Annotated in this window: 17 protein-coding genes; 12 read left to right on the top strand and 5 right to left on the bottom strand. The window is 26.5% G+C overall.

Features of this window, described 5'->3' with window-relative positions; genetic code table 11:
• Nucleotides 1–276 precede the first annotated feature (276 nt).
• Nucleotides 277–2,124: a hypothetical protein gene (locus BUA82_RS10605; protein ID WP_073007630.1), complete on the bottom strand. Its 1,848-nt coding sequence runs from the start codon at nt 2,122–2,124 to the stop codon at nt 277–279.
• Between the two features lie 478 nt (nt 2,125–2,602).
• Between BUA82_RS10605 and BUA82_RS10600 the strand changes: the two genes are divergently transcribed.
• From BUA82_RS10600 to BUA82_RS10585, 4 genes are all read left to right on the top strand, one after another.
• Nucleotides 2,603–4,129 carry a type I restriction-modification system subunit M gene (locus tag BUA82_RS10600; RefSeq protein WP_242948959.1) on the top strand — a complete coding sequence of 509 codons (1,527 nt, stop codon included), beginning with the start codon at nt 2,603–2,605 and terminating at the stop codon, nt 4,127–4,129.
• 134 nt (nt 4,130–4,263) lie between these two features.
• Nucleotides 4,264–5,532, top strand: a complete 1,269-nt coding sequence (locus BUA82_RS10595) for a restriction endonuclease subunit S (RefSeq protein WP_073007624.1) — start codon at nt 4,264–4,266, stop codon at nt 5,530–5,532.
• A 15-nt stretch (nt 5,533–5,547) separates the two neighbouring features.
• Nucleotides 5,548–6,780: a hypothetical protein gene (locus tag BUA82_RS10590; RefSeq protein ID WP_073007621.1), complete on the top strand. Its 1,233-nt coding sequence runs from the start codon at nt 5,548–5,550 to the stop codon at nt 6,778–6,780.
• Nucleotides 6,781–6,816: 36 nt separating this feature from the next.
• Entirely contained in the window at nt 6,817–7,881 is a 1,065-nt protein-coding gene (locus BUA82_RS10585) for a YecA family protein (protein ID WP_073007618.1), read from the top strand.
• 71 nt (nt 7,882–7,952) lie between these two features.
• On the opposite strand, the gene BUA82_RS10580 is transcribed toward BUA82_RS10585, so the two are convergent.
• Complete coding sequence (locus BUA82_RS10580) at nt 7,953–8,228, bottom strand: DUF3892 domain-containing protein (protein ID WP_073007615.1); 276 nt, start codon at nt 8,226–8,228, stop codon at nt 7,953–7,955.
• Nucleotides 8,229–8,396: 168 nt separating this feature from the next.
• On the opposite strand from BUA82_RS10580, the gene BUA82_RS10575 reads away from it, so the two are divergent.
• The 4 genes from BUA82_RS10575 to BUA82_RS10560 all read left to right on the top strand — a co-directional run bounded on the left by BUA82_RS10575 (nt 8,397) and on the right by BUA82_RS10560 (nt 13,543).
• Nucleotides 8,397–11,543, top strand: coding sequence for a type I restriction endonuclease subunit R (locus tag BUA82_RS10575; protein ID WP_073007611.1), 3,147 nt, complete (start codon nt 8,397–8,399; stop codon nt 11,541–11,543).
• A 9-nt stretch (nt 11,544–11,552) separates the two neighbouring features.
• Nucleotides 11,553–12,263: a M48 family metallopeptidase gene (locus BUA82_RS10570; protein ID WP_073007608.1), complete on the top strand. Its 711-nt coding sequence runs from the start codon at nt 11,553–11,555 to the stop codon at nt 12,261–12,263.
• Nucleotides 12,264–12,398: 135 nt separating this feature from the next.
• Nucleotides 12,399–12,944, top strand: coding sequence for a hypothetical protein (locus BUA82_RS10565; protein ID WP_073007606.1), 546 nt, complete (start codon nt 12,399–12,401; stop codon nt 12,942–12,944).
• Between the two features lie 119 nt (nt 12,945–13,063).
• Complete coding sequence (locus tag BUA82_RS10560; protein WP_073007603.1) at nt 13,064–13,543, top strand: hypothetical protein; 480 nt, start codon at nt 13,064–13,066, stop codon at nt 13,541–13,543.
• A 47-nt stretch (nt 13,544–13,590) separates the two neighbouring features.
• Here BUA82_RS10560 and BUA82_RS10555 read toward each other — a convergent pair whose 3' ends face one another.
• Nucleotides 13,591–14,319, bottom strand: coding sequence for a hypothetical protein (locus BUA82_RS10555; RefSeq protein ID WP_073007598.1), 729 nt, complete (start codon nt 14,317–14,319; stop codon nt 13,591–13,593).
• 376 nt (nt 14,320–14,695) lie between these two features.
• Entirely contained in the window at nt 14,696–17,275 is a 2,580-nt protein-coding gene (locus BUA82_RS10550) for a DEAD/DEAH box helicase (protein ID WP_073007596.1), read from the bottom strand.
• A gap of 162 nt (nt 17,276–17,437) precedes the next feature.
• On the opposite strand from BUA82_RS10550, the gene BUA82_RS10545 reads away from it, so the two are divergent.
• On the top strand, nt 17,438–18,229 hold the full coding sequence (locus BUA82_RS10545; RefSeq protein WP_073007593.1) for a hypothetical protein: 792 nt from the start codon (nt 17,438–17,440) through the stop codon (nt 18,227–18,229).
• 60 nt (nt 18,230–18,289) lie between these two features.
• Here BUA82_RS10545 and BUA82_RS10540 read toward each other — a convergent pair whose 3' ends face one another.
• Entirely contained in the window at nt 18,290–19,177 is an 888-nt protein-coding gene (locus tag BUA82_RS10540) for a tyrosine-type recombinase/integrase (RefSeq protein WP_073007590.1), read from the bottom strand.
• A 274-nt stretch (nt 19,178–19,451) separates the two neighbouring features.
• Here BUA82_RS10540 and BUA82_RS10535 point away from each other — a divergent pair, with 274 nt between their 5' ends.
• From BUA82_RS10535 to BUA82_RS20690, 3 genes are all read left to right on the top strand, one after another.
• On the top strand, nt 19,452–21,326 hold the full coding sequence (locus BUA82_RS10535; RefSeq protein WP_073007586.1) for an ATP-dependent nuclease: 1,875 nt from the start codon (nt 19,452–19,454) through the stop codon (nt 21,324–21,326).
• Between the two features lie 5 nt (nt 21,327–21,331).
• Nucleotides 21,332–22,855, top strand: a complete 1,524-nt coding sequence (locus tag BUA82_RS10530; RefSeq protein WP_073007583.1) for a UvrD-helicase domain-containing protein — start codon at nt 21,332–21,334, stop codon at nt 22,853–22,855.
• A 191-nt stretch (nt 22,856–23,046) separates the two neighbouring features.
• A complete protein-coding gene (locus BUA82_RS20690; protein WP_178140724.1) occupies nt 23,047–23,187 on the top strand; it encodes a hypothetical protein in 141 nt (46 codons plus the stop codon).
• Nucleotides 23,188–23,199: the final 12 nt, after the last annotated feature.

The following is a 23,199-nucleotide window of genomic DNA, read 5'->3' as shown; positions in this document are numbered from 1 at the left end:
CTTTGTTGTTTTATTGAAAGCATTATAAGTAAGATTGGTATTAATATCAAATTTTAATTATTACTTTTTTCTAAAATAACAAAATAATATTATTACAAAATAGAAGTGTCTGTATAAAAACAATTTATAGTTTTAATACAGACACATTAATTTAGAATATAAAATTTAAAAAATAAGGAATATATTACTTTAGAAACTCCAGTAGGAGTTTCATCAATCATTTTACATTTCTAATTTTCAATTTTCAATTTTCAATTATTATAACTTCCATTAAGATTAAAAAGGAATATTGTTATCTACAACAACTTCGTAAAGTGAGTCTTCAATATTGTTATAAATACTAGGAATATATTTACTCAAATCAATTGATTTTTTATATTTTTTTGTATTGAATATTATTGAACTAATCTGTCTTTTGTTGCAGTGACTATCAATTGATAGTATTTCTTCAGTTTTGTAATAGTTAACTAATAAATTATATTGTCCTTCTGTTAAATTTATAATATTAAGTTCAGAGAAGCATTTAGTCCTAGTTATAATATTATTTTTTAGTAATTCTGAAAAAAGATTAAATTGTTCTATATCAATATTCATTAGTTTAGATAGTTCTAAATTTTTCAAGTCTTCTTTTTCAAGATAATTTTCCAACATAGTTATTAGTTTATAAATATTATTTAATTGAAGTGGAGATGAACACTGCAATGAGTTGGTAGTTGCTTTAGTTTTATCTTTAATAATATTAATTTCTGAAAAATCATTTATATTAAATGTATATCTATTTTTATACCAAGTTTCTACTAAATTTTTAAGTAGTATATTATTTCTTATGTTAATTGCCCATTCAGTTAAGTCTTTACCATAGAGTGAATCTATTTCTATTATATTTAAGTTTTTAAATCCATAGTCATATAACTGATGACATAGTTTGTAAGACATTTCTTTTCCAGTGTTGGAGTTATTGTTAGAGTCATTATCAAAGAAGATATTTAGAGCAATATCTTTTCCAAAAAATTTGTTAATTAATCCAATTTGAGTAATTGAAAGATTAACCCCCATAGAAGATATAGCAGAGTATCCAAGGGATTCTAACTTAATAGCATCCACTATAGATTCTGTAATCCATAATTCTTTAGGCTGCTTGTCTTTAACTTTATTAAGGTTATATAAGAAGTTACCTTTATTAAATTCTACTATTGTACCATCATCATTAAAATCAGTAACAAGCAACCACTTAGTATTATGATTTTTATCTATTGATCTACATAAGTATCCTACTACAGTATTACTAAAGTGATCTTTTATTGGAAATAAGATTCTGTTTAATATTCCAGAAAATGATTTGCTAGGAAGATCATCTGGTTTAGTTATTAAAAATAAATCATTATCAACATAATCAACTTCTGATAAGTTATATTGATAACTCATAAAGTTACAAAGAAGTTCTTTGTTAATGAACTTTGATGAATTTTTACAAAATGATATTAATTTACTACTAGAAGCATTATTGAGTGATTTAATGTATTTAGGCATACCATATTTTTTTATTTCTTCTTGTTCTATTTTAGTAAGTTCTTGATCTAATGATACTTTGCTATTGGCATTAGATTTGATAATAATATTTTCAGTAGACTTTTCAATTTTATTATCTTTAAAGTTACAATATCCATTAGGTAGTAATGAAATATCATAGTAATCTTTTGTAATATAAGAGCCAGTAATTTCAAACTTATTTATAATGGCTAATTTAGTTTTAGACTTATAATCTTCTACATCATAAAATGGTAAGTTTATATTAGTAAAATTATTAGCAGCATATATTTTAGCGTCATTTAAGGTTTTTAAGTTACTAGCCAAACGAATAAATTCTAATAATGTGCCTGTGGTATTACAGGAGTGGCATTTGAAACCTTTATTTGTAAATTGTAAAGATGTATTATTATCTCCATTATGAATTATGCATTTACAACGATTTTTGTGAATTTCTTGAATGTTGTAATGTAGCATTATTTTTTGTGGAGTTAGGTTATCATATATTAAATCCTCAATTTCATTCAAATACTGATATAATAATCCACATTTTCCTCTCATTAAGTTATCAATTAAATTTTCTAGTTTTTTATTCATAGTATCATCCTCCTAAGATTAATTTGTATTTTTATATAACATGAGATTTTAAAAATATAGCACTTAAAATATTTTTTATTAATCTAGATATGTTTTATATCAATAGATAACACATAAATTAAAAAATAGTGCAGAAAATTAAAAAAAATGCTCTAATAATTTGACAAGGAGTAAAAAAGTGATTATTATACTTCCAAGATGAACTTCCGTACAATAAAAAAGTATTTGAATTAGGCAATATAACTAAAGTGAATCTTGGAAGTTATGAAGTAGATGAAGTATGGAGAGCAAATGCAAAAAAATAATATATTAGTAAAGATAATAAAATAGATATTTAATAGAAGGTTATACTTATGGGAATAGGTATAACTTTTTGTTTTATATAAATATAAATAATAATGTTACATAATTTCAATATATGTTATATAAACAAGGGGATATTTGTTACAATAGTAGTATGGATAAAATAATATAAGAGGTGAAGATATTGGAAAAGTTAACATTGCAAAAACTAGAGAAAACTTTATGGGATGCAGCAGATATTTTAAGAGGTGAATTAAATGCTGCACAATATATGGATTATATATTTGGATTATTATTTTTGAAGAGAATGAATGATCAATTTGAAATAGAGCAACAGCAAAAGAGGGAAGAATTTAAATCAATGGGGTTAGGTGATAATGAAATAAATACACTTATAGAAGACTCAAGTATTTATGAGAATTTCTTTGTGCCTGAAAGAGCAAGATGGAGTAGATTAAAGGATTTAACTTTAAATATAGGGCCAGAATTAGATAAGGCTTTTAAAGCAATAGAAGATGAGCCAAAGAATAGTGAATTAATAGGGGTACTTACTACTGCCAATTATAATGACAAGGAAAGAGTACCAGATAAGAAGTTGGCACAATTATTAATATTATTTAGTGGAATATCACTTGCAAATGAAAACTTAGAAAATAAAGATATATTAGGAAATGCATATGAATATTTAATAAAACAATTTGCTGACCAAGGTGGTACTAAAGGAGGGGAATTCTATACTCCAGAGCAAGTAGTTAAAACATTAGTTGGAATAGTAAAGCCTAAGGAAGGTGAGTCAATATATGATCCTACAACAGGTTCAGGAGGTATGTTAATTCATTCAACTCATTATATAGAAGAACATGGTGGAAATCCTAAAAATGTATCTTTAAATGGGCAAGAAATAAACCTTTCAACATGGGCAATATGTAAGATGAATATGTTATTCCATGATGCTACAGGGGCAGTTATTAAAAAGGGCGATACTATAAGAGAGCCTAAACATACTAATGGTGGAGTGTTACAAACTTTCGATGTAGTTCTAGCAAATCCTCCCTTCTCATTAAAGAATTGGGGATTAGATGAAGCAAAAACTGATGGGTACAATAGATTTGTATATGGATTACCACCAAAGTCTTATGGAGATTTAGCATTTGTTGAGCATATGATAGCGTCTTTAAATTCAAAAGGAAGAATGGGAACAGTAGTACCACATGGTGTTTTATTTAGAGGTTCATCAGAAGGAAAGATAAGGCAAGGAATGTTAAAGGATGATTTAATAGAAGCAGTTATAGGATTACCACAGAACATATTCTATGGAACGGGTATACCAGCAGCGTTATTTATTATAAATAAAGATAAGAGTGAAGAGAGAAAAGGAAAAATACTATTTATAGATGCATCTAATAGATTTATTAAGGATGGAAATAAGAATAAGTTAAGAGATGAGGATATAAATAAAATAATTGAAACTTTTGATAAGTTTGAAACAGTAGAAAAATATGCAGAAGTAGTTGATTTAAAGACTATAGAAGAAAATGATTTTAATTTAAATATAAGTAGGTATGTTGATACAACAGAAGAGGAAGAAGAAGTTGATATAGAATCAGTATTACAAGATATAAGAGAGTTGAAGATGAAGATAGTAGATGGTGAAGAGAAGTTGAATGGGTATTTGGAAGAGTTAGGATTTGATACAATTTAGAATTTAAAATGTGCAATGAAGGATAAAATTCCTTTGGAGTTTTGAAAAATTATATTTAAAGAAATTCTGAAAGAATTTCAAACTCCATTTTTAATTAGGAATTTTAAATTGTGTGCAGAAGTGAGGTAAGATGAGTGAAAGAAGGATATAAAAGATATGAATTTGGATATATTCCGAATGAATGGAATGTTAAAAGAATAGGAGAAATATATAAAGACTTAAAGGCAGGTGCTACGCCAAGTAGAAGTAATCCAGAATATTTTAATGGTGATATTCCTTGGATAACAAGTGGAGAATTGAAAAGTAAATTTATATATAATACATATGAAAAAATATCTAAGGAAGGCTTAGAAAGTGCAAATTTAAGAATTTATCCTAAAGGTACATTTTTTATTGCAATAACGGGATTAGAGGCAGAAGGAACAAGAGGAAGTTGTGGTATAAATGCTATTGATTCAGCAACTAATCAATCATGTCTTGCATTTAGAAAAGTTAAAGAAGTTAATACAGAGTATCTGTATTATTGGTATCTGCTATATGGGGATTTTATAGGTTTAAGATACACACAAGGTACAAAACAACAAAGTTTAAATAATAAAATAGTCGAAGGACTAGAATTTGCATATCCTACATTAAAAGAACAAGAAAAAATAGCAGATATTCTTTCTACAGTTGATTCTCAAATTGATGATACTGATAAACTTATTGAAAAGACTAAGGAATTGAAAAAAGGATTAATGCAAAGGCTTTTAACTAAGGGGATTGGACATACAGAGTTCAAGAAAACAGAAGTTGGGGAGATTCCTGTTGAGTGGGAAGTTAGAAATTTGCTTAGTTTAAGTTTAACAAAAGGAGAATATGGTATAGGTGCTTCTGCCACAGAATATGTTTTAGGTAAACCAAGATATTTAAGGATAACAGATATAGGAGAAGACAGTAGGTTACTTAATAATGAAGTCAGAGGATTTAAAGAAAGCGATTATGAAAGTTTTATATTAAAAGAAGGAGATATTGTTTTTGCAAGAACAGGAAATACAACGGGTAAATCATATGTATATAATACTAATGATGGTGAGTTAGTTTATGCAGGCTTCTTAATTAGATTTAGAATTAATAAGGAGTTAGTAAATGAGAATTATATAAAGTATGTATTGCAAACTAAAAGATATTGGGATTGGATTAAGGTTATGTCTACTAGAAGTGGTCAACCAGGAATAAATAGCAATGAGTATGGAGAGTTAAAAATACAACTACCAATTTTGGATGAGCAAAATAGGATAAGTTCTATTTTATCATCAATAGATAATCAAATAGAAGAATATGAAGATAAAAAGATAAAGTTAGAAGAACTTAAAAAGGGATTGATGCAGCAATTATTAACTGGGAAAGTTAGAGTTATTTAATATGGGGGAATAAGAATGGAGTATTGGGAGTTTATAGAGAGTAGTGAGTTTGATAAATTTTATAAATGTATAAACATTTTACCTAAGAAGATTTTTTCAGATAGTGATTATCTTAAGGTATTAGAAGATATTTTTAAAGAATATCAAGAAGAATTAGATAAAGTAGATTTTAGTATTATTGATGTTATTATTAATAAAAATAGAGTTAAAAGAATTTGTGAAATAATTATTGAATCTATAAAGTGTCAACTTAATGGAAATTCAATAGAAGCAATTAATACAGTTGAAAAGTTGTTTAAGGAAAAAGATATTGGTGATGATTTATTTTCATGCATTCTAGAAAAGGAAGAAAGTAATCATTTTACTAAGCAATTATATAGAGGACGTATAGGTGAAGATATATTTGAGTTATCGGAAATATTCCATGTTCCATTTAATAAAAGGCAATATGTTGCAACAGAGAGATACAGTATTCCGGGATATCCTTGTTTATATTTAAGTGGTTCTATTTATGGTTCTTGGTTAGAATTAAATAAACCTAATATTAATAATTTTTATGTAAGTAGATATGAGGTGAAAGAAAAACTTAAGGTATTGGATTTATCACTATTACCTAGAGAAATTATAAATGGTAATTTAGGGGACGGAAATGAGTATTTAAAAAGATATAGTAATGGAGAAGGTATAGAGATTAGCGAGATAATACAAAAGTATATATATACGTGGCCTATTATATGTGCATGTTCATTTATTATAGATGAAAAAAATAGGTTATTTAAATCAGAATATGTACTACCTCAATTATTATTACAAGTAATAAGAAATGTTACGGATGAATCAGATAAGATACATTTTGATGGAATAAAATATTTTTCTGTTAAGTGTAAGTATGGTGCAAATGTAAAACCAAATCCTGTATATATAAATTATGTTTTTATATCGGATAATAAGGAAAAGTATATTGATGGATTAAAAAATGAGTATAGCAAGAAATTATGTGGAAAGTTTAAACTAACTCCACCAGCCAATGCAGATATGTGTATGTCACTAAATGGATTGGGTATAAGTGGATTAAGTTTACAAAAGTATCATATGAAAATGGAGGCAACTGATATAAATAAAGAAGGGTTAAGAGGAAAGGCATTTATTGAGATAATGAAAGGCCATGTAGTTCAATATAATGGAATGGATTTTTATAGGTTAGAGGAGTTGTTATGTAATATACCAGCAAGGAATTTAGGCGAGTAGAATAAATTTTATTAGGTAAAGGGTAGGGGATAGTAGGTGAAGTTGGGAAGAAATGAGAAATGTCCTTGTGGAAGTGGCAGAAAGTATAAGAAGTGTTGCTTGGAAAAAGTTGATGATAAAGAATTTTTACAACCGGATAAGTTCTTAGAAAATTATAAAAATATTAAAAAAGATTCAAGAATAAAGCAATGTTTATATCCTGATAATTCTAGTTGTAGTGAAAGGATAATAGGTGCACATTCTATTCAAAATAATAAGATTTTAAAGAGAATATCAACTAAAGGTGAAGTTTATATGCCTTGTCCTAAAAATGATAATCCATTTGAGTTTATGCCTAAGTGGGGGAGAAAACAAGCAACTGTTTTTACTGGGTTTTGTGGATATCATGACAATGAAGTTTTTAAACCTATCGAAAATGAAGAGTTTGATAAAAGTGAATTACATATATTTTTATATATTTATAGATGCTTTGCAATTGAATATCATAAAAAGATGGAAGTTATTAATATGGAATTAATATTAACTGATAAGTTACCATCTAGGATTAAAGGTATTCAAGAGAATTTTAGTGGCTTTGAATTAGCAAAAGATGATTTAGAAGTATGCAGGATAGAATTTGATAATGCATTGTTAAATGAAAAATACGATATTCTCTCCAGTGTAGTATGGGAATTTGATAAGCCTATAAAGTTTGCAGCATCTGGATTCACGGCTTTAGCAGAGGATTTAGAAGGCAATAAAATTCAAGATTTAACTGATATTGATACAAGAATGAAACATATATTTGTAACTATATTTCCAGAGGGGGAAAAATCCTATTGTATAATTTCATGGTTAAAAAGCAATGACACATTATTTGAAGGTTATAAGAAACAACTTAACGAGTTAGATATTCATGGGAGAAAGATATATATAAATAATTTATTACCAGTAATAACAGAAAATATTACGGTTAATCCTGAAGCGTGGGATAAACTTGAAAAATATAAAAAAGAAGAGTTTGGAATGCTTATTTATGGTATGGCTGATTTATACTCATCATTTAGTGATGAATATTATAATATGCTTGAACCAGTATCATACGATTTATTTGAATTATAAGATAACAAAAGTAAATCAACTAAAGAATTAATATATTTACTAAAATCTTTAGTTGATTTTTAGATTTACATTTATTCCCTTGGGAGGTTTAAAAGATTGTCATTTGTTGTATTATTGCTGCTGGATTTCACATATTTTTCACCATTAGTGCTTATCGCATCAATTAAGTAAGGATATGGAGATATGTTTACTTGAATTGATTTTGGATTGGCTTTAACGTAATCGTGTACACTAGATTTTTTATAAAATCCATCTTCAGTACAGCCAGTAAGGTAAATAGAATCAATTTCTAATAGATTGTTAGATGTTCCACATCCAGGTTTCATTTTAATTTTTGTTGCTTTCATACAAAATACCTCCTAAAAATTGCTATTAAACATATTATAACAATAATTTAAGAAATAGGAAATTGTTTAACGGAAAATAATGAATAATTTAATGTTAAAAAGATATTGTAATTCATATAAGAAATAAAATTTTAACAATATATAAAGTAAGGAAGTGAGTTTAATCAAATGGGTAATTATTTAGGTAATGAAGAAACCTTAGTAGAACTACCAGCCATAGAGTATCTAACTACAATTCATGGTTACAATTTCATTGAAGGGGACAAGTTAACTCCTGCTTACGGTGAAAGGGATACTTTAAGTGAAGTTATTTTAAGTAAGAGAATGAAGGCTTCGTTAAAGAAACTTAATCCTTGGATATCAGATGATAATGTTAATAAAGTTATTAGAAAAATTGCAAGAGCAGAGTCTTTGGGGACAGGCTTATTAGAGATTAATGAAAAGATATATGATTATATAGTTAATTTACAACTTACTGTGGATCAGGTTATTGATGGTAGGAAAGAGACTAAAACTGTTAAATTAATTGAATTTGATAAAGATAAAATAGATAATAATGAATTTTTAGTTGCTAGACAGTTTGTTGTTAAGGGACCTCAGGAAACTATTAGACCAGATATAGTTATATTTATTAATGGTATGCCTATTGTAGTGTTAGAATGTAAATCTCCTTTTAAGGAGGGGGATTCTAATGAAAATGTAGGGAAGTATGATGGATTCCAACAGTTAAGAAGATATATGAATGGAAGAGAAGGTAACATAATAGAAGGTTCTGAAAGGTTATTTTATACTAATTTTATTACAGGTATATTAAATAAATACACTGCATTTATTGGTACTATCTCTAGTGGGTACAAGCATTATGTTGAATGGAAGGATGCTTATCCGCTTAATAATATAGAGGTTAAAGATTATAAAGAAACACCTCAAAATATTTTTTTGCAAGGTGTATTTAAAAGGGATAATCTTTTAGATATAATGCAAAACTTTATAGTTTATGATTTAGATAAAGAGAACTCTAGAAAGGTTAAAAAAGTTTGTAGATATCAGCAATTTAGAGCAGTACAAAAATGCCTTAAAAGATTAGAGGAAGGTAAAACACCACTAGCGAAAGGTGGAGTTGTTTGGCATACTCAAGGGTCTGGTAAGTCATTAACTATGGTTTTCTTAGCAAGGAAAATAAGAAGTTTAAAGAAATTAAGTGATGCTACTATTGTAGTGGTTACTGATAGAACAGATTTAGATGAGCAAATATTTGAAACTTTCCAGAATACTTTAAGTAATACGGTACCTGTTAGAGCAGAGAGTATTGAGGATATGAAAACTTTACTTAGAAATTCTAGTGCTCAAATTATTACTACAACTATTCAAAAGTTCCAAAGTGATAAGGAAGAGAGTAATATTGAAGGATTATTCTTAGAGAAGGAATATGAAATTTTATCTACTAAAAATAATATTATAGTAATGACAGATGAAGCACATAGAAGTCAATATAAGGGTACTGCAGCAAATCTTAGAACGGCTTTACCTAATGCTGCTTTTATAGGATTTACAGGTACTCCAATAGATAAAGAGGACAAGTCTACACCAAGGACCTTTGGATCTTATATAGATCAATATTCTATAAAGGATGCAGTTGTAGATGGAGCAACAGTAAAGATTGTTTATGAAGGAAGAAAGCCTGAACTTCATATTAGTGGAGATAACTTAGAAGAATTATTTGATCAAGCCTTTGATGATAGAACTGATGAGGAAAAGGAAGCAATAAAACAAAAGTATGCTAATAAAAGAACAGTTGTAGAATCAGAAGAAAGAATTGAAGAAATAGCAAAGGATATTCTTACCCATTATAAAGAATATATTTATCCTAATGGCTTTAAGGCGCAGATTGTATGTGTATCACGTGATGCTTGTGTAAAATACTATAATGCTTTAAATAAGTATATGAAGGATATAATGGGAGAAGAATTAGAATGTAAGGTGATATTCTCTGGATCTAATAATGATGAGCCTTATTTAAGGGAACATCATACATCTAAAGAGGAGCAAAAAACAATACTTACTAATTTCAAAAAGAAAACATCAGAAAGCAAGTTATGTTTTATTATAGTTAAAGATATGCTATTAACTGGCTTTGATGCCCCAATTGAACAAGTAATGTATTTAGATAGACCACTTAAAGAGCATACTCTACTGCAGGCTATAGCAAGGGTTAATAGAACAAGTGGTGATACTAAGAAGTGTGGTTATGTAGTAGATTATTATGGAGTGTTAGACTTCTTGGAAGAAGCATTAGCCATATTCGATAGAGAAGAGTTGGGATCTCCAATGGAATCTATGGATGGATTATATAATGAAATGTTATCCTATAGGGAAAATGTAATGAGGATGTTTACAGGGATAAATAAAGATAGTATAGATGATTTAGTAAAAGTGTTAGAGCCAGAGGATAAAAGGGCTGAATTTGAAGTAGCATATAAGAAGTTTTTAGGTACAGTTGAATCTTTAATGCCTGGTCATGTTGGGACAGATATATTAAATGATGTTAAGTGGCTATCTTATATTAGAGCAGCCGCAAAAATGAGATTTAATCCAGAGCAAAAATTAGATATTAGAGATTGTGGAGAAAAGGTTAAGCAAATAATATCAGAACATCTTTCATCATCAGGGGTTATCCAATGGATAGAGCCAATCACATTATTTGAAGATGATTTTCAGATGAAGTTAGAAAGTAATATGTCTGATGAAGCAATAGCATCATCTATGGAGCACGCTATTAAGAATGTTATTAATGTAAAGATGGATGAGAACCCAATTTATTATACAAGTTTATTTGAAAAACTACAGCAGATATTAGAAGAAACTAAAAATGACTGGGTTGAAAAGAAAGCAAGACTTAGTGAATTTATCAATAGAGATGTGAATAAAGGTGAACAAAATGAAGCACAAGAATTAGGTTTAACTAAGAGAGAATTTCCTATATTTGTTACATTAAGAAAAACATTTGAAGGTGAAAAGGATACAGAGGATATAGTTAAGGAAGATTCTGCCGTATATATTTCAGATACATCTATTGATATCATTAAAGATATTACAAAGGCATTTAATGAAAAAATGATTAATGAATGGTATATGGTAGGTTGGGCAGAGAATCCAACTAAGGTATCTGCTATTGAACAAAAGATATTTATGTTCTTACTAAGTAATTCACAAAAGATAAGAGAAATTTATGGGCAGGATGGGATAAATAAAGTAAAAGAGTTAAAAGAGAGTATAACTAAACTCGCTAAAATACATTATGCTAACATAGATTAGAGGGATAAAATGAAATTAGGATTTCAATATGGAACAAAATATATAGATTTTAATGTAGTATTTAAAGAAAGAAAAACAATGAGTATAGAAGTAGAGCCAAGTGGAGAAGTAAATGTTAGTTCTCCACTTGGAGTTACTGAAGATATAATATTAGATAAAGTTAAATCAAAAGCAAATTGGATAGTTCAAAAGCAATATGAAGTACAATCTATTAATATTAATAAAATTAATAGAGAAGTAGTAAGTGGGGAGTCTTATTTATATTTAGGTCGTAACTATTCATTAGAAATTGAATATATAAATACAAAGGATATTAATGTCAAACTATTTAGAGGTAAGTTTATAATATCTACATATACAAGAAATCAAGATAAAATAAAACTTGCTTTAGAAAATTGGTATAGAGAAAAAACATTATTAAGAGTTAATGAAAGAGTAAATTACTATAAACAATACTTTAATATTAGACCTAAGGACATTAAGGTTAAAGAGCAAAAGAAAAGGTGGGCTAGTTGTACATCTAATAATGAACTCTTATTTAATTGGAGGTGTTCTATGGCACCAGCCAATATATTAGATTATATTGTTTTGCATGAAATGACCCATATGATATATAAAGACCACTCACAGGAGTTTTGGGATAGGATGGCAGCAGTAATGCCTGATTATGAAGTGAGAAAAGAGTGGTTAAGAAATAATGGAATAAAACTAGATATATAAAAAAATTAGAACATAAAAAAATGTTCTAATTTTTTTTTGTGAAAATGGATGATTTTTAATTTTGTATGTTAGATATAAATATATTAAAAAAATTACTAAGATAAGAATTAAAAAGAAAGTAGAGGAGATGTTAATATGAAAACAACAGAGATGATGGAAAAGTTTGAGAAAGAAAGGATAAGAGTAAAGCAAACTAAAAGATTTATAAAACATATGGAGCAACACCATAAAGATTTTATTATTCCATATTGGAGTTTTATTGGAGATATAAGATCAATAATTAATGAATATCATAGAGGGGAAAAATTTATTGAATTTTGTTATCAACATTATACAGATGTTGGATATTCAAATATTAATAGGATAGAGAATCCTGATAACATAGTTTATGCTAAGAGAAAAGGAAGAGAGTTATATAGCAAATTTGAATTAAATAGAGAAAAAAGATTAACTAATAAGGTTGTAGTTGCATTAAAGCAAAGTTATTATAATGAAAATGAATATCATCTCATAACTATGTTTCCAGGAGATGTTAACATAAAAGAAGTTGGTGACAAAAATATAAAATCTATTGATGAATTTAATAGAGTTAATAAATTTTGGAGTAATAACGCTTTAGTATTTGAATTAGATAAAATAGAAGAAGATACAATAACAAGCGAGAAGCCATATGATCTTTAATATTAGAGATATATTTATTAAAAAATTTTAAAAAATTTGGCGGATTATTAATGAACGGTGTTAGATATAAATATAGTTGTTTAACTAAATAATTTTAAAGAAAAAAGGAGAGGATTAGAATGAGTTTTGTAAGAGAACAATTTCCAAAATTTTTAAGAGGAGAATTATTAATTAATTATATGGGAGAAGATTTATATCAAGTTGAAGAGGATGATATTGAAGGTAATGAAAAGTTATTTCTTAGATATATGTTGATGGAAATGGCTAATATGATGAAACAGGCTAGATTAAAAATTAAAAGGATAAATTTTACTGATCATGATTTCACAATAATTAATTATCATTTTGGTAAGATGCCAGAATGGTGGAGAAGTATAAAAAAGGAAGATATGTTAAGAACTTTAGGGGTTAGTATGATGCTTGATGATTTTATTGAAGGGGAAGTAGGAATAATTGATAAAGTTGAAAAATTAGATGAAATTGAATGTTTAACATTAATATTAATGGCAGATGAATATAATAGTATAAAAAATGAGTATCTTTTTAAAGAAAAGAAGAATGATACAAACTATTTATTTAAAAAGTATATTACTGGTTAAGATAGATACAAAAAGAACAAGGAAATTTATCCTTGTTCTTTTTGCCCTTAATTTTTAAATAAGTAATTAAATTCAATAATCAATGAATCGATATCATCTTTAAACTTAGGGTCATTTGTATCAGAATAAATTTTGAAATCTTCCAATAACTTAGTCATAAGTTTCTTATCATTTTCAGAATTTATTAGTTTAAATGAATTTCTTAAAGTATTAAGTATATCAATTTTACATTGTTTGGTAGTTACTTCCATAAATAAATCTAGACTATTCTTAAGTTGGAGATCTTCAAAGAGGGCAATTTCTGCTTCATATGTTTTAAATATATTAATTGACATAGCAATAATTTGATTTAGAAAATTCAAGTCAAAATGTCTCATTGATATTAAAGTATTCAATTTCATCATATCAGTATTCAAAGGATTTTTATCAGAATCATATATATAATAATCAATGATTTCATTAAAATTTGTAGTTTTATACCTACAGAATAAAGTTCCTAAAAAATTGCTAAGAATATATTGAAGGTTACTTTTATTAAAATTTAGACTAAAGTACCCAGAATAAATCATAGGGTATTTTTCAGCACACAACTGAAAAATAGGGTAATTAGGATTACTTAGTATTAGGTATTGAAGTTCATCGAAATTATTAACTAATATTTCAGTAAGATCTTCCTTTGGTAACTCTTGTTCTAGATAATTTGTATTAAATTCCTTTTTATTATTTTCTTGTAGGATATAAAGATTATATATCCTAATAAGTTCTTGTTTATTCATGAATAAATTCCTCCTTAAGATTTGATAATAAAATATAATAAATCTTAGAGAGACTTTTCAAGAAAAGTTTATAAAAATATTATATATAGCATTGATTTAATGAAAAATAGCAAAAAAATTATCAGTTATATTTTACAGTTGCTTATAAATTAATAAAATAGTAAAAATTAAAGGGTATTTAAATTAAATAACAAATAGAATAACTATGGTTTTTTTAAAATATTAAAAATTAGCATTAAAAAATATGATACAAATAATACGAATGAAAAATAAAATATAAGTGTTAAAAAACTATGGTGATTTTACAAAAAGGTGTGTTATATATTGAGTTTAAATAAAAGCATCTCCTAAAATCTAACTTTAGGAGATGTTCTTATTAACAATAATTTATGCTATAAATTTTGGATAACTTAAATAAGTATTTATCACACTCGTTATACCAAAAGTTTGGAGTATCTTTAATATCTAGTCCTAATTCACTTACTTCTAGTATAGAATTTTGAGTAGGGATAAATTTAAATAATCGTTCTCTATAATTACGATCAATTGTATTATGAGGCATAAGACTAAAGCAAATTTGGCTATATATTATATATTCTCTTATTATTCCAGGTATTGCAGTGCAGTTAAAAATTCTATTTATTATTATTGTATTATCACTAGGTCTATATTTAGAAAAATAATTTTTAACTATTTCGTTAGTATATATAAATTTTAAATTAGGTATTTCTTTTTCTGGGAATAGTGATTTATTAGTATCAGCATCAATTATATTTAATAATTCATCTTTAATTTGATATAGATTGAATTCTGGGTTACAAAGAGTTATATTAGATGGAATTGCTAAAGGACTATGCGAATTTTTAATAGCCATTTCCATATCTTCCTTAGAAAGAAGAATATCTATTTCTCTACTAATTACACTATAAAAATTTTCAAATTGATATTTATAAATTTTTTGACAGTAATGAGACATATTAAATATTACTGATAAATGTGTTCTTAAATCACGTCTATTATAATCTTTGAACTCTTTAGCAAGAGTTATTGGATTAAATTTTTCAGACTCTTCGAATTCAAATTTATTAATTTCAATATTATTCTTCACGGCAGTTATAACATTATATATTTCATTAATATCTGGTCTTGGATCGGGACATTCTCTAAAGAACATTTCGTGTAAACTAATAGCATCTTGGGTAGTTATTTCCTTACTTGTAAAGTTAGTCTCAATATATTTAATTAAATCAGTGAATTGATTGCTATAATTAGAAAACACAATTATAATTCGTTCTGTTTCCTCGCCATCTGTAATTTCGGTCCATTGATACCAAGCAACAGGTAAGGATTCTATTATATTGCTTATCTCGCCTTTGAACTTTTCACGAAGAATGGAGTATGCAATATCCAACATTTTATCATTAATATATTTTTTTGATGTATTACCTGAATTTGAGCCATCTGTATTTATATTTGAAAGTTCAGGGGTTAATGCATAATCTGAATTAACAGGAGTAAATGTGTTCCAGATATCTTTAAAATCTACTAAATAGCCTTCTTGAGTTCCACCAGCAGCAGGTCCTCTTAAGGCTCTACCAATCATTTGTCTAAATAAAGTTTCAGAATTAGTTGGTCTAGTTAAAAAAACTGATTGGATACAAGGAGCATCAAAACCTTCAGTCAATTTTATAACTGTTATTAACACTTGAGGCGTATCTGTTGTTTTAAAGTTTTCTATAATATTTTTATTATTAGTTTCACCATAAGCAACATATTCACAAGAAATACCATTATGAAGAAATTCATTTTTAAGGGTTTTACAGTGTTCAATATTTAATGCAAATACTAAAGTTTTACCGTATTTTTCTTTATTTTGTATATAATGATTAACTATTAATTTATTTCTGCTACTATCATTGGCTAACTTATTAATAGCAGCCTCTGATATATCACCAAATGTATTTATTAATTTTAGTTCTTCTTCACTTAATTTATCTTCTATAGTTACATTAGTTACTACTGATAATGGTATTGGTTTTGCTAGTATACCACGACTAATTAGTTCGGAAAAACTGACTTCAAATATTTTACTATTGAAAGATTCATCATTCACATAATAATTATGTAACCTATCTAGATTATATTTATCGTCATACATTTTCCATAAAGTTTGAGTTTCATCATAATTCATTCTTATAGGGGTTGCAGTTAATCCTAAAAGATTTATATCTTTGGTATCATCTAATTCTAATATATTTTTTATAAGATTTAGGTAACTGTTAGATACAGAATGATGACATTCATCTACTACTATATAAAGACCTCGTTCACCTTGATTAATTAATCTTTTTACATAGTCCAGTTTACTTAAGCAACTTCTATCTGTACTTAGAACTATTTTGTGGAAGTTTGAGATATCCGTCCAAGAATTATGTTGTGAAGATGTAATTAAAGTTGATGATTTAGAAACTCCAAATTTTATAAAAGTCTCTTGGGCTTGCTCAAGTAATTCTATTCTATGTGCTAACCAAAGAACATTATATCCATTAGATAAATAGTTATCTGTTAACCATTTAGCCGCTATTGTAGTTTTACCCCCTCCAGTTGGAACTATTATCATTCCACGCTTGTGCTTAGAATAGTGTGAAGTCATAGAATTCCATGCCAAAGTTTGATGTGGATACGGATTAAAGGATACTTTTGGAGTTACAAGTAATTTATTATTATCTCCATAAGAGAAATATACCCATGAGTTAAGTGCTGGTGAATTAGATGTTAAACTTGGACTAACAATTATATTATTTTCATCTAAGGCTTCATTTAAATCATTAATTAAATTAGTGCTTCTTTTTTTGCAGTAGCATTTTGATACTATTGTTTTCACCATCATTTTACATTGTGGTTTATCTTTAAGGTTCAGTTTTATATATTCTATTAAGTGATGTGTATTTGTCATTTGTTTCACCTCTCTATATATAAATATCGTCTTTTACCAATATTTCTTAAAATATTTCTAACAAGTTACTCCTTATAGAATTTCTATAGGGAGTTTTAAATTTTAAGTCCTGTATTAATTTATATAGCGCGGTATAGTAAAAGAAAAAAGAGAGGACGCTGTATGGATATAAAATATACAAATAAATTATTTAATAGATTAATTAGTTTAACAGAGTATTATTTAAAACCAGAAAATATAATTATTAAAAGCGGGTCACAAGTTATTGAGGTTGTAAATAATTATTTGTTAAGCAGGGCACTTGGGGATATAAAAGCAATTAAAACACTCATAAATAGTAAGTTGGAATTAGAAGCAGCATTAATACTTAAAAATTTAGTTGAGGCTTATGGAGATACAAATTTGAAAAGTATAGATTTATTAAACCAGACATGCTTAGGCATTATTAATGTTTATAAAGAAGAATGTACTAGAAGGAATAATAAATATACATTAGGAGGAAGGATATATAAGACTAAGTCTATAAGAAGCAAGATTACTGAAAAGAAGGATACAGGATTTAACTATCAAGTTTATGCAGCATTAAATCTAATAGCCCATAATAATATATTAGCCTTAATATCAATAACAGATGATAGAGGTGATTTTATTGTTGGAAAAACAACAACAATATTAACTCAACTGATAGTATGTTTTACTCTATTTTATTATGTCAATATATTTACTAATCTAGTTCTATTCAATAAAAAGGAATATAATAATTCACAATATTACTTAAGGTGTAGTAGGTTAGTTAATGACGTGAAAGATTATATTGTATTAATGATAGATGCAGATTTAATTAATAAATTAACAGAAATAGAGAAAAGTAAATTTTATGCAAAACGAATAAGAATATTAAAAAGAGGGTTAAAAGAAATAAGAATTAAGAGTAAGGATATAGGTGTTAAATAAAAAAATATGCTCAATATGTATGTTAAAAATATTGAGCATATCTTAATAATTAATATAAAACTATAGTAAGTCTAATGCAGTATCTTGATCTTCTTTAGATGCTGTAGTATATATTTTAGCAGTTACAAGTGGATTAGAATGGCCAGCGATTGCTGCAACAGTGCTAAGGTCTACCCCTTCTTTAAGTAGTTTTCTAAGAACATAGTGCCTAAATGAATGTAAGGTAATATCTTCATTAATTCTAGTAGAATACTTTTTAAATATCTTCCATATACCACTTCTAGTAAATTTATCATTACGTTCACTTAAGAATAGATAATCTGATTTGCTTGGAGTTGAATTTCTAATTTTAATGTAATTTAAAATTGCTTTTTTAGCATCCAAATGTAATTTAAGTTCCCTAAGTTTATTTCCTTTACCTAAAAACTTTATACTAGCAGTCCTATCAGTTAAATTTAATGATGACAATTTTAAATTGCAAAGTTCTGAAACCCTACAGCCGGTCTTAGTAAAAGTTTCAAATATGGCAATATGAAGTGTATTTGCTGATCTATAAATTTCCCTTCTCAATTTTCTATAAACTTGTTCATTAAAACTTTTCACGCTATAATTAGTGGCTATTTTTATCTTCTTAAAATCTTTGCATGGATTTGTGTTGATAAGGCTACTATTATATAAAAAGTTAAAATAAGATTTTAAACACATTATCTTAGTATTTATAGTATTAATATTAAGTTTCTTTATATTAACTAGATAAGAGCGGTAATCTCTTAAATCAATAATTGTAACTTTAGAAAAGTTAAATTCAATATCTTCAGTTTCCTCAAAATAATTAATGAATTGATTAACGTTACTAATATATAGAGAGATGGTAGATTCAGATAAATCCCTATTTAATAAATAGGAATTAAATTCACATAAATTTGTATTAGTTATATTATCCTTCATTATATATTAACTCCTTTTAATTTATTTACAGGAATTATATATAATAACTATTTATTAAATCAAAATTATTTTAGTATGAATTGTAGAAAGAGGTTGTATATGAAACACTCAATCAAGTATTTTTTTAGTGTAAAAAGTATTGTATCCAATTTTTATATTCTTATTTAATGATTATAATGTTAAAATTATACTTATAATAACTAAACTGGAAACAATATTTATAATATTGTAGAAAGGTATCTAATTAGGGTTTAGTGAATAGGGGGAGAGAGTTATGTATATTTCAAATATAAGGATAGAGAACTATAGAAGTTTTTATGGAGTGTTTTCCTTAGAGTTGAAACCATTTACTTTAGTGTTAGGAGAAAATAATATTGGGAAATCAAATCTTTTAGATTCAATTGCTTTAGTTCTTAGTCAAGATATAACTATGTTTAAGAAAAGGGTTTTAGAGACAGAAGATATAAATTATAGAACAAGAATGGAATTTAAAGAAAAAGTATTAGGTATGATTGATAAAAATATAGAAGATGAAGATTTAGATATATTTCCTTTAGTAAACATAAGTTTAATTATAGATGATATGAATGATGAACAATTGGCGGTTGTAGGAGATTGGCATTTTGAAGAAACATTATCAAAAGTAAAATTAACATATACTTTTAAACCTAGGAGTGGATTTAATAAGAAAGAATGGATAAAAAATCAACTTGAAAAGTTACAACAAATAAAAGAATCTAGTGGGAGTGATATTGATTTATTTAAGTACATAGATTTTCCAATTAGTGAATATGAATATATAGTTTTTGGTGGAGATTTAACTTCAAATAAATGTGATAATTATTATTTGAAAATGTTAAAAGTTGAAATTTTAGATGCTTTAAGGGATGCTAAAAGGGAATTAATAGCCAATGGAGATTCTAAATTGCTGTTTAAAATTTTAGATAATGGTGAAAATAAGGACTATTTAGAGGTTAAAAAAATATTAGATAGTTTAGATGAGGGAATTAAAGAGAATATAAGAATTAAAGAGTTAAAAGATGAAATAAATAATTACTTAAAGAAGATATCGTTATATAACGAAAATGATAAAATTAATTTTTCATTTTCATCCCCAGAGATAAAGGATATTATAAAGAAATTAAGTTTGATGTACGGAGATGATCCAATTTCAATTGAGCGAAATGGATTAGGTAAAAATAACTTATTATTTATATCGCTGTTAATGTCACATTTAAACAATGAGAATAATAATATTCCAACAGTATTTAGGGTTATAGGTATTGAAGAGCCAGAAGCACATTTACATCCACATATTCAAACACATTTAGTTAGAAATATATTTAATGATCTAAATGATAAAATAGAAAAGGGTATTAAAGATACACAAGTGATTATAACAACACATTCTACTCATATTTCATCATCTACTAATTTAGATAATATAGTTGTTTTATACAATGAAAATGGATTAGTTAAAAATTATTATATTGGACAAGGGTTAGTTGGGGAGAAAGAAAAGTATAAAAAATATTTAAGAAAATATTTAGATGCAACAAATTCTAAGATGTTTTTTGCAAGGAAATTAATATTGGTTGAAGGAATTGCAGAACAAATTTTAGTGCCACAATTTTTCAGATATACTTATGGAATCACATTGGAGAGCATTGGATGTAATGTGGTAAATGTTAATGGTGTCGCTTTTAAAAATTTTTTAGAGATTGTTAAGAATGGGTATTTTATTAAGTGTGGAGTAATAACGGATAAAGACGAGGGTACAGCGGTAGAAAATAGATCTACCAATTTAAAAGAAGAATATAATTCTAATGTAATACTTATAGAAGATAATCAATTTACTCTTGAAAAAGAAATTATTTACAATAACAAGAAGTATGACGAAAAAAATATACTATTAGACATTTTCAAATCAATGAAACCAAGATTGTGTAAAACATATGAAGATAAATGGAATAAAGAAATAGATACAGGTGTATATTTTGAGAAAATTAAAGATGAAAAATCAGAGTTTGCTTTTTTACTTGAAGAAAAAATACAGGAGCAATTAAGGTTAAAAGAAGAAGGTAAAGAGTATTATGATTTTAAAGTGCCTCAATATATATTAAATATTTTTAATTTTATTAAGGAGTAGGTTGTATGGAGTTAAGAAAAGAATTAATAATTGCTGCGGCAGGATCAGGAAAAACTACAGAATTAGTAAGAAATGTATTGCATGCAATAGAAAGTGTTAATTCTACGAGGGTAATAGCAGTAATAACATATACAAATTCTGCTACTGAAGAATTAATTAAACGATTAGAAGAAGTTGTTAGTATTCCAAGTAATGTCTTTATCGGTACTATACATAGTTTTTTGCTAAGTTATTTAATTAAGCCTTTCGCGAAATCTAAAGGACTTATTGAAGATGATATTATAGTAAATGATATAAACTTAAATTTGAATGCTAAAGGAAAAGATTATTATATAATGAAAAATAGAGTCCTTAGTTCACTTTCCAAGAAGGGAATATTGACATACGATCAAATAGCAACGGTTTCTAATAAATTACTAAGTGATCCTATCGTAAAAGAAAGATTTTGTAATAGAATATCTTATGTATTAGTAGATGAATTTCAAGATGCAACTAAACAACAATTTGACATTTTAGAAACTTTAAGAAAAGGGAAAAAAACTAATGTTATATTAGTAGGAGATCCAGAACAAAAGATAATGAGTTTCGCTAGTAAAGAAAAAAAGAGAAATAGGAAGGGCGATCTAAAGCAACATCCTATCATATCATTACAGGAGAAAAAAAGTTATAAGGTGGTTAAATTAGAAAATAATTATAGGTCTAGTAAGACTATTGTGAATTTTTTAAACAATTTTCATTGTAATATAAAACAGGTATATAGATGTGAAAAAATTACATCAATGAATGAGGTTACGTTTATAGATTTGAGTGATATTGATGAGATAGTAGAAAAATTTAATTTGCTATGCTTAGAAAAGAAATTTTTAGCAAGTAGTCCTAAAACTAAATTCTTTTTATCGTATCAAAATAATAAGTTTAAGGGAAGTGTATCTAACATTAGAAAGAATGAGGATTATTCTAAGTGCTTATGTATTACAATGGATTTAATAAAGAGTTTATATAATAAAAGTAAAAGTGAAATTATGGATGAATTTAACATAACTATAATTGAGTTTAGAAAGAAATGTATAGAACTAATAGATTATTTTAGAAAAAATATAAATAATATTGAGTATTGGGGAAAAGAAGTAGAAGTTAAATTTGGAGATTTTAATAATTATCAAAAATCAATTAAGGAATGTTCTATAGATAATAATGAAATAATTAATAAATATTATAATGTAGTTAGCGGGATATTTATTTCGACTAAAGAGAATATAGACAAGTGTAGAGAGTATTGTTTAACAATTCATAAGGCAAAAGGATTAGAGGCCGATGCAGTTTTAGTATTAGCAAGAAATGAAGATGAACTTAGAAAGTGGCTGGAATGTGATAGGAATAAGAGGATTGATGAAGTAAGTGATTCATGTCATTTAGGATATGTAGCATTTAGTAGAGCAAAAGAATTTCTATGTATTGCGTGTGAAAATGCTATCGGAGAAGATACAAAGCAAATATTAAATAATTTAGGCGTAATAGTGTGTACATAATAAATTAATAAATATAAATACTGTGATTAATTTCATAGTATTTTTTTTGTGTAAAAAAATTTAAAAAAGTTTCTAAAATTTTGGCGGATTTTATTTTACCTGTGTTAAGTATAAATACAAAGGTAATAAAGCCTTTGTTTGCAAGACTTTCCGGAAAGTAAAAAAGTTGAGTAACAGAGGAGGATAAAATTATGGCTAGAATAAAAATAGAAAACTGTGAAGTTAAAGAGGTAAACTTAGGTAAATTCAATATAGAGAATTTAATAGAAAAATTTATAGTAAATGTTATTAAAGAAAATACTGATGAAGAAAATATAAGAAAAACAGCATAGGGGGAATTAGAT

The organism is Clostridium amylolyticum, from assembly GCF_900142075.1.
Taxonomy (GTDB): domain Bacteria; phylum Bacillota; class Clostridia; order Clostridiales; family Clostridiaceae; genus Clostridium_AA; species Clostridium_AA amylolyticum.
The sequence above is the reverse complement of the archived record's forward strand: the minus strand, read 5'-3'. Positions and strand labels throughout refer to the sequence as shown.

Coding starts and splice junctions, on each gene's coding strand:
- BUA82_RS10605 (WP_073007630.1), bottom strand. CDS start 2,124: ATGAATAAAAAACTAGAAAATTTAATTGATAACTTAATGAGAGGAAAA.
- BUA82_RS10590 (WP_073007621.1), top strand. CDS start 5,548: ATGGAGTATTGGGAGTTTATAGAGAGTAGTGAGTTTGATAAATTTTAT.
- BUA82_RS10580 (WP_073007615.1), bottom strand. CDS start 8,228: ATGAAAGCAACAAAAATTAAAATGAAACCTGGATGTGGAACATCTAAC.
- BUA82_RS10575 (WP_073007611.1), top strand. CDS start 8,397: ATGGGTAATTATTTAGGTAATGAAGAAACCTTAGTAGAACTACCAGCC.
- BUA82_RS10570 (WP_073007608.1), top strand. CDS start 11,553: ATGAAATTAGGATTTCAATATGGAACAAAATATATAGATTTTAATGTA.
- BUA82_RS10565 (WP_073007606.1), top strand. CDS start 12,399: ATGAAAACAACAGAGATGATGGAAAAGTTTGAGAAAGAAAGGATAAGA.
- BUA82_RS10560 (WP_073007603.1), top strand. CDS start 13,064: ATGAGTTTTGTAAGAGAACAATTTCCAAAATTTTTAAGAGGAGAATTA.
- BUA82_RS10555 (WP_073007598.1), bottom strand. CDS start 14,319: ATGAATAAACAAGAACTTATTAGGATATATAATCTTTATATCCTACAA.
- BUA82_RS10550 (WP_073007596.1), bottom strand. CDS start 17,275: ATGACAAATACACATCACTTAATAGAATATATAAAACTGAACCTTAAA.
- BUA82_RS10545 (WP_073007593.1), top strand. CDS start 17,438: ATGGATATAAAATATACAAATAAATTATTTAATAGATTAATTAGTTTA.
- BUA82_RS10540 (WP_073007590.1), bottom strand. CDS start 19,177: ATGAAGGATAATATAACTAATACAAATTTATGTGAATTTAATTCCTAT.
- BUA82_RS10535 (WP_073007586.1), top strand. CDS start 19,452: ATGTATATTTCAAATATAAGGATAGAGAACTATAGAAGTTTTTATGGA.
- BUA82_RS10530 (WP_073007583.1), top strand. CDS start 21,332: ATGGAGTTAAGAAAAGAATTAATAATTGCTGCGGCAGGATCAGGAAAA.
- BUA82_RS20690 (WP_178140724.1), top strand. CDS start 23,047: ATGGCTAGAATAAAAATAGAAAACTGTGAAGTTAAAGAGGTAAACTTA.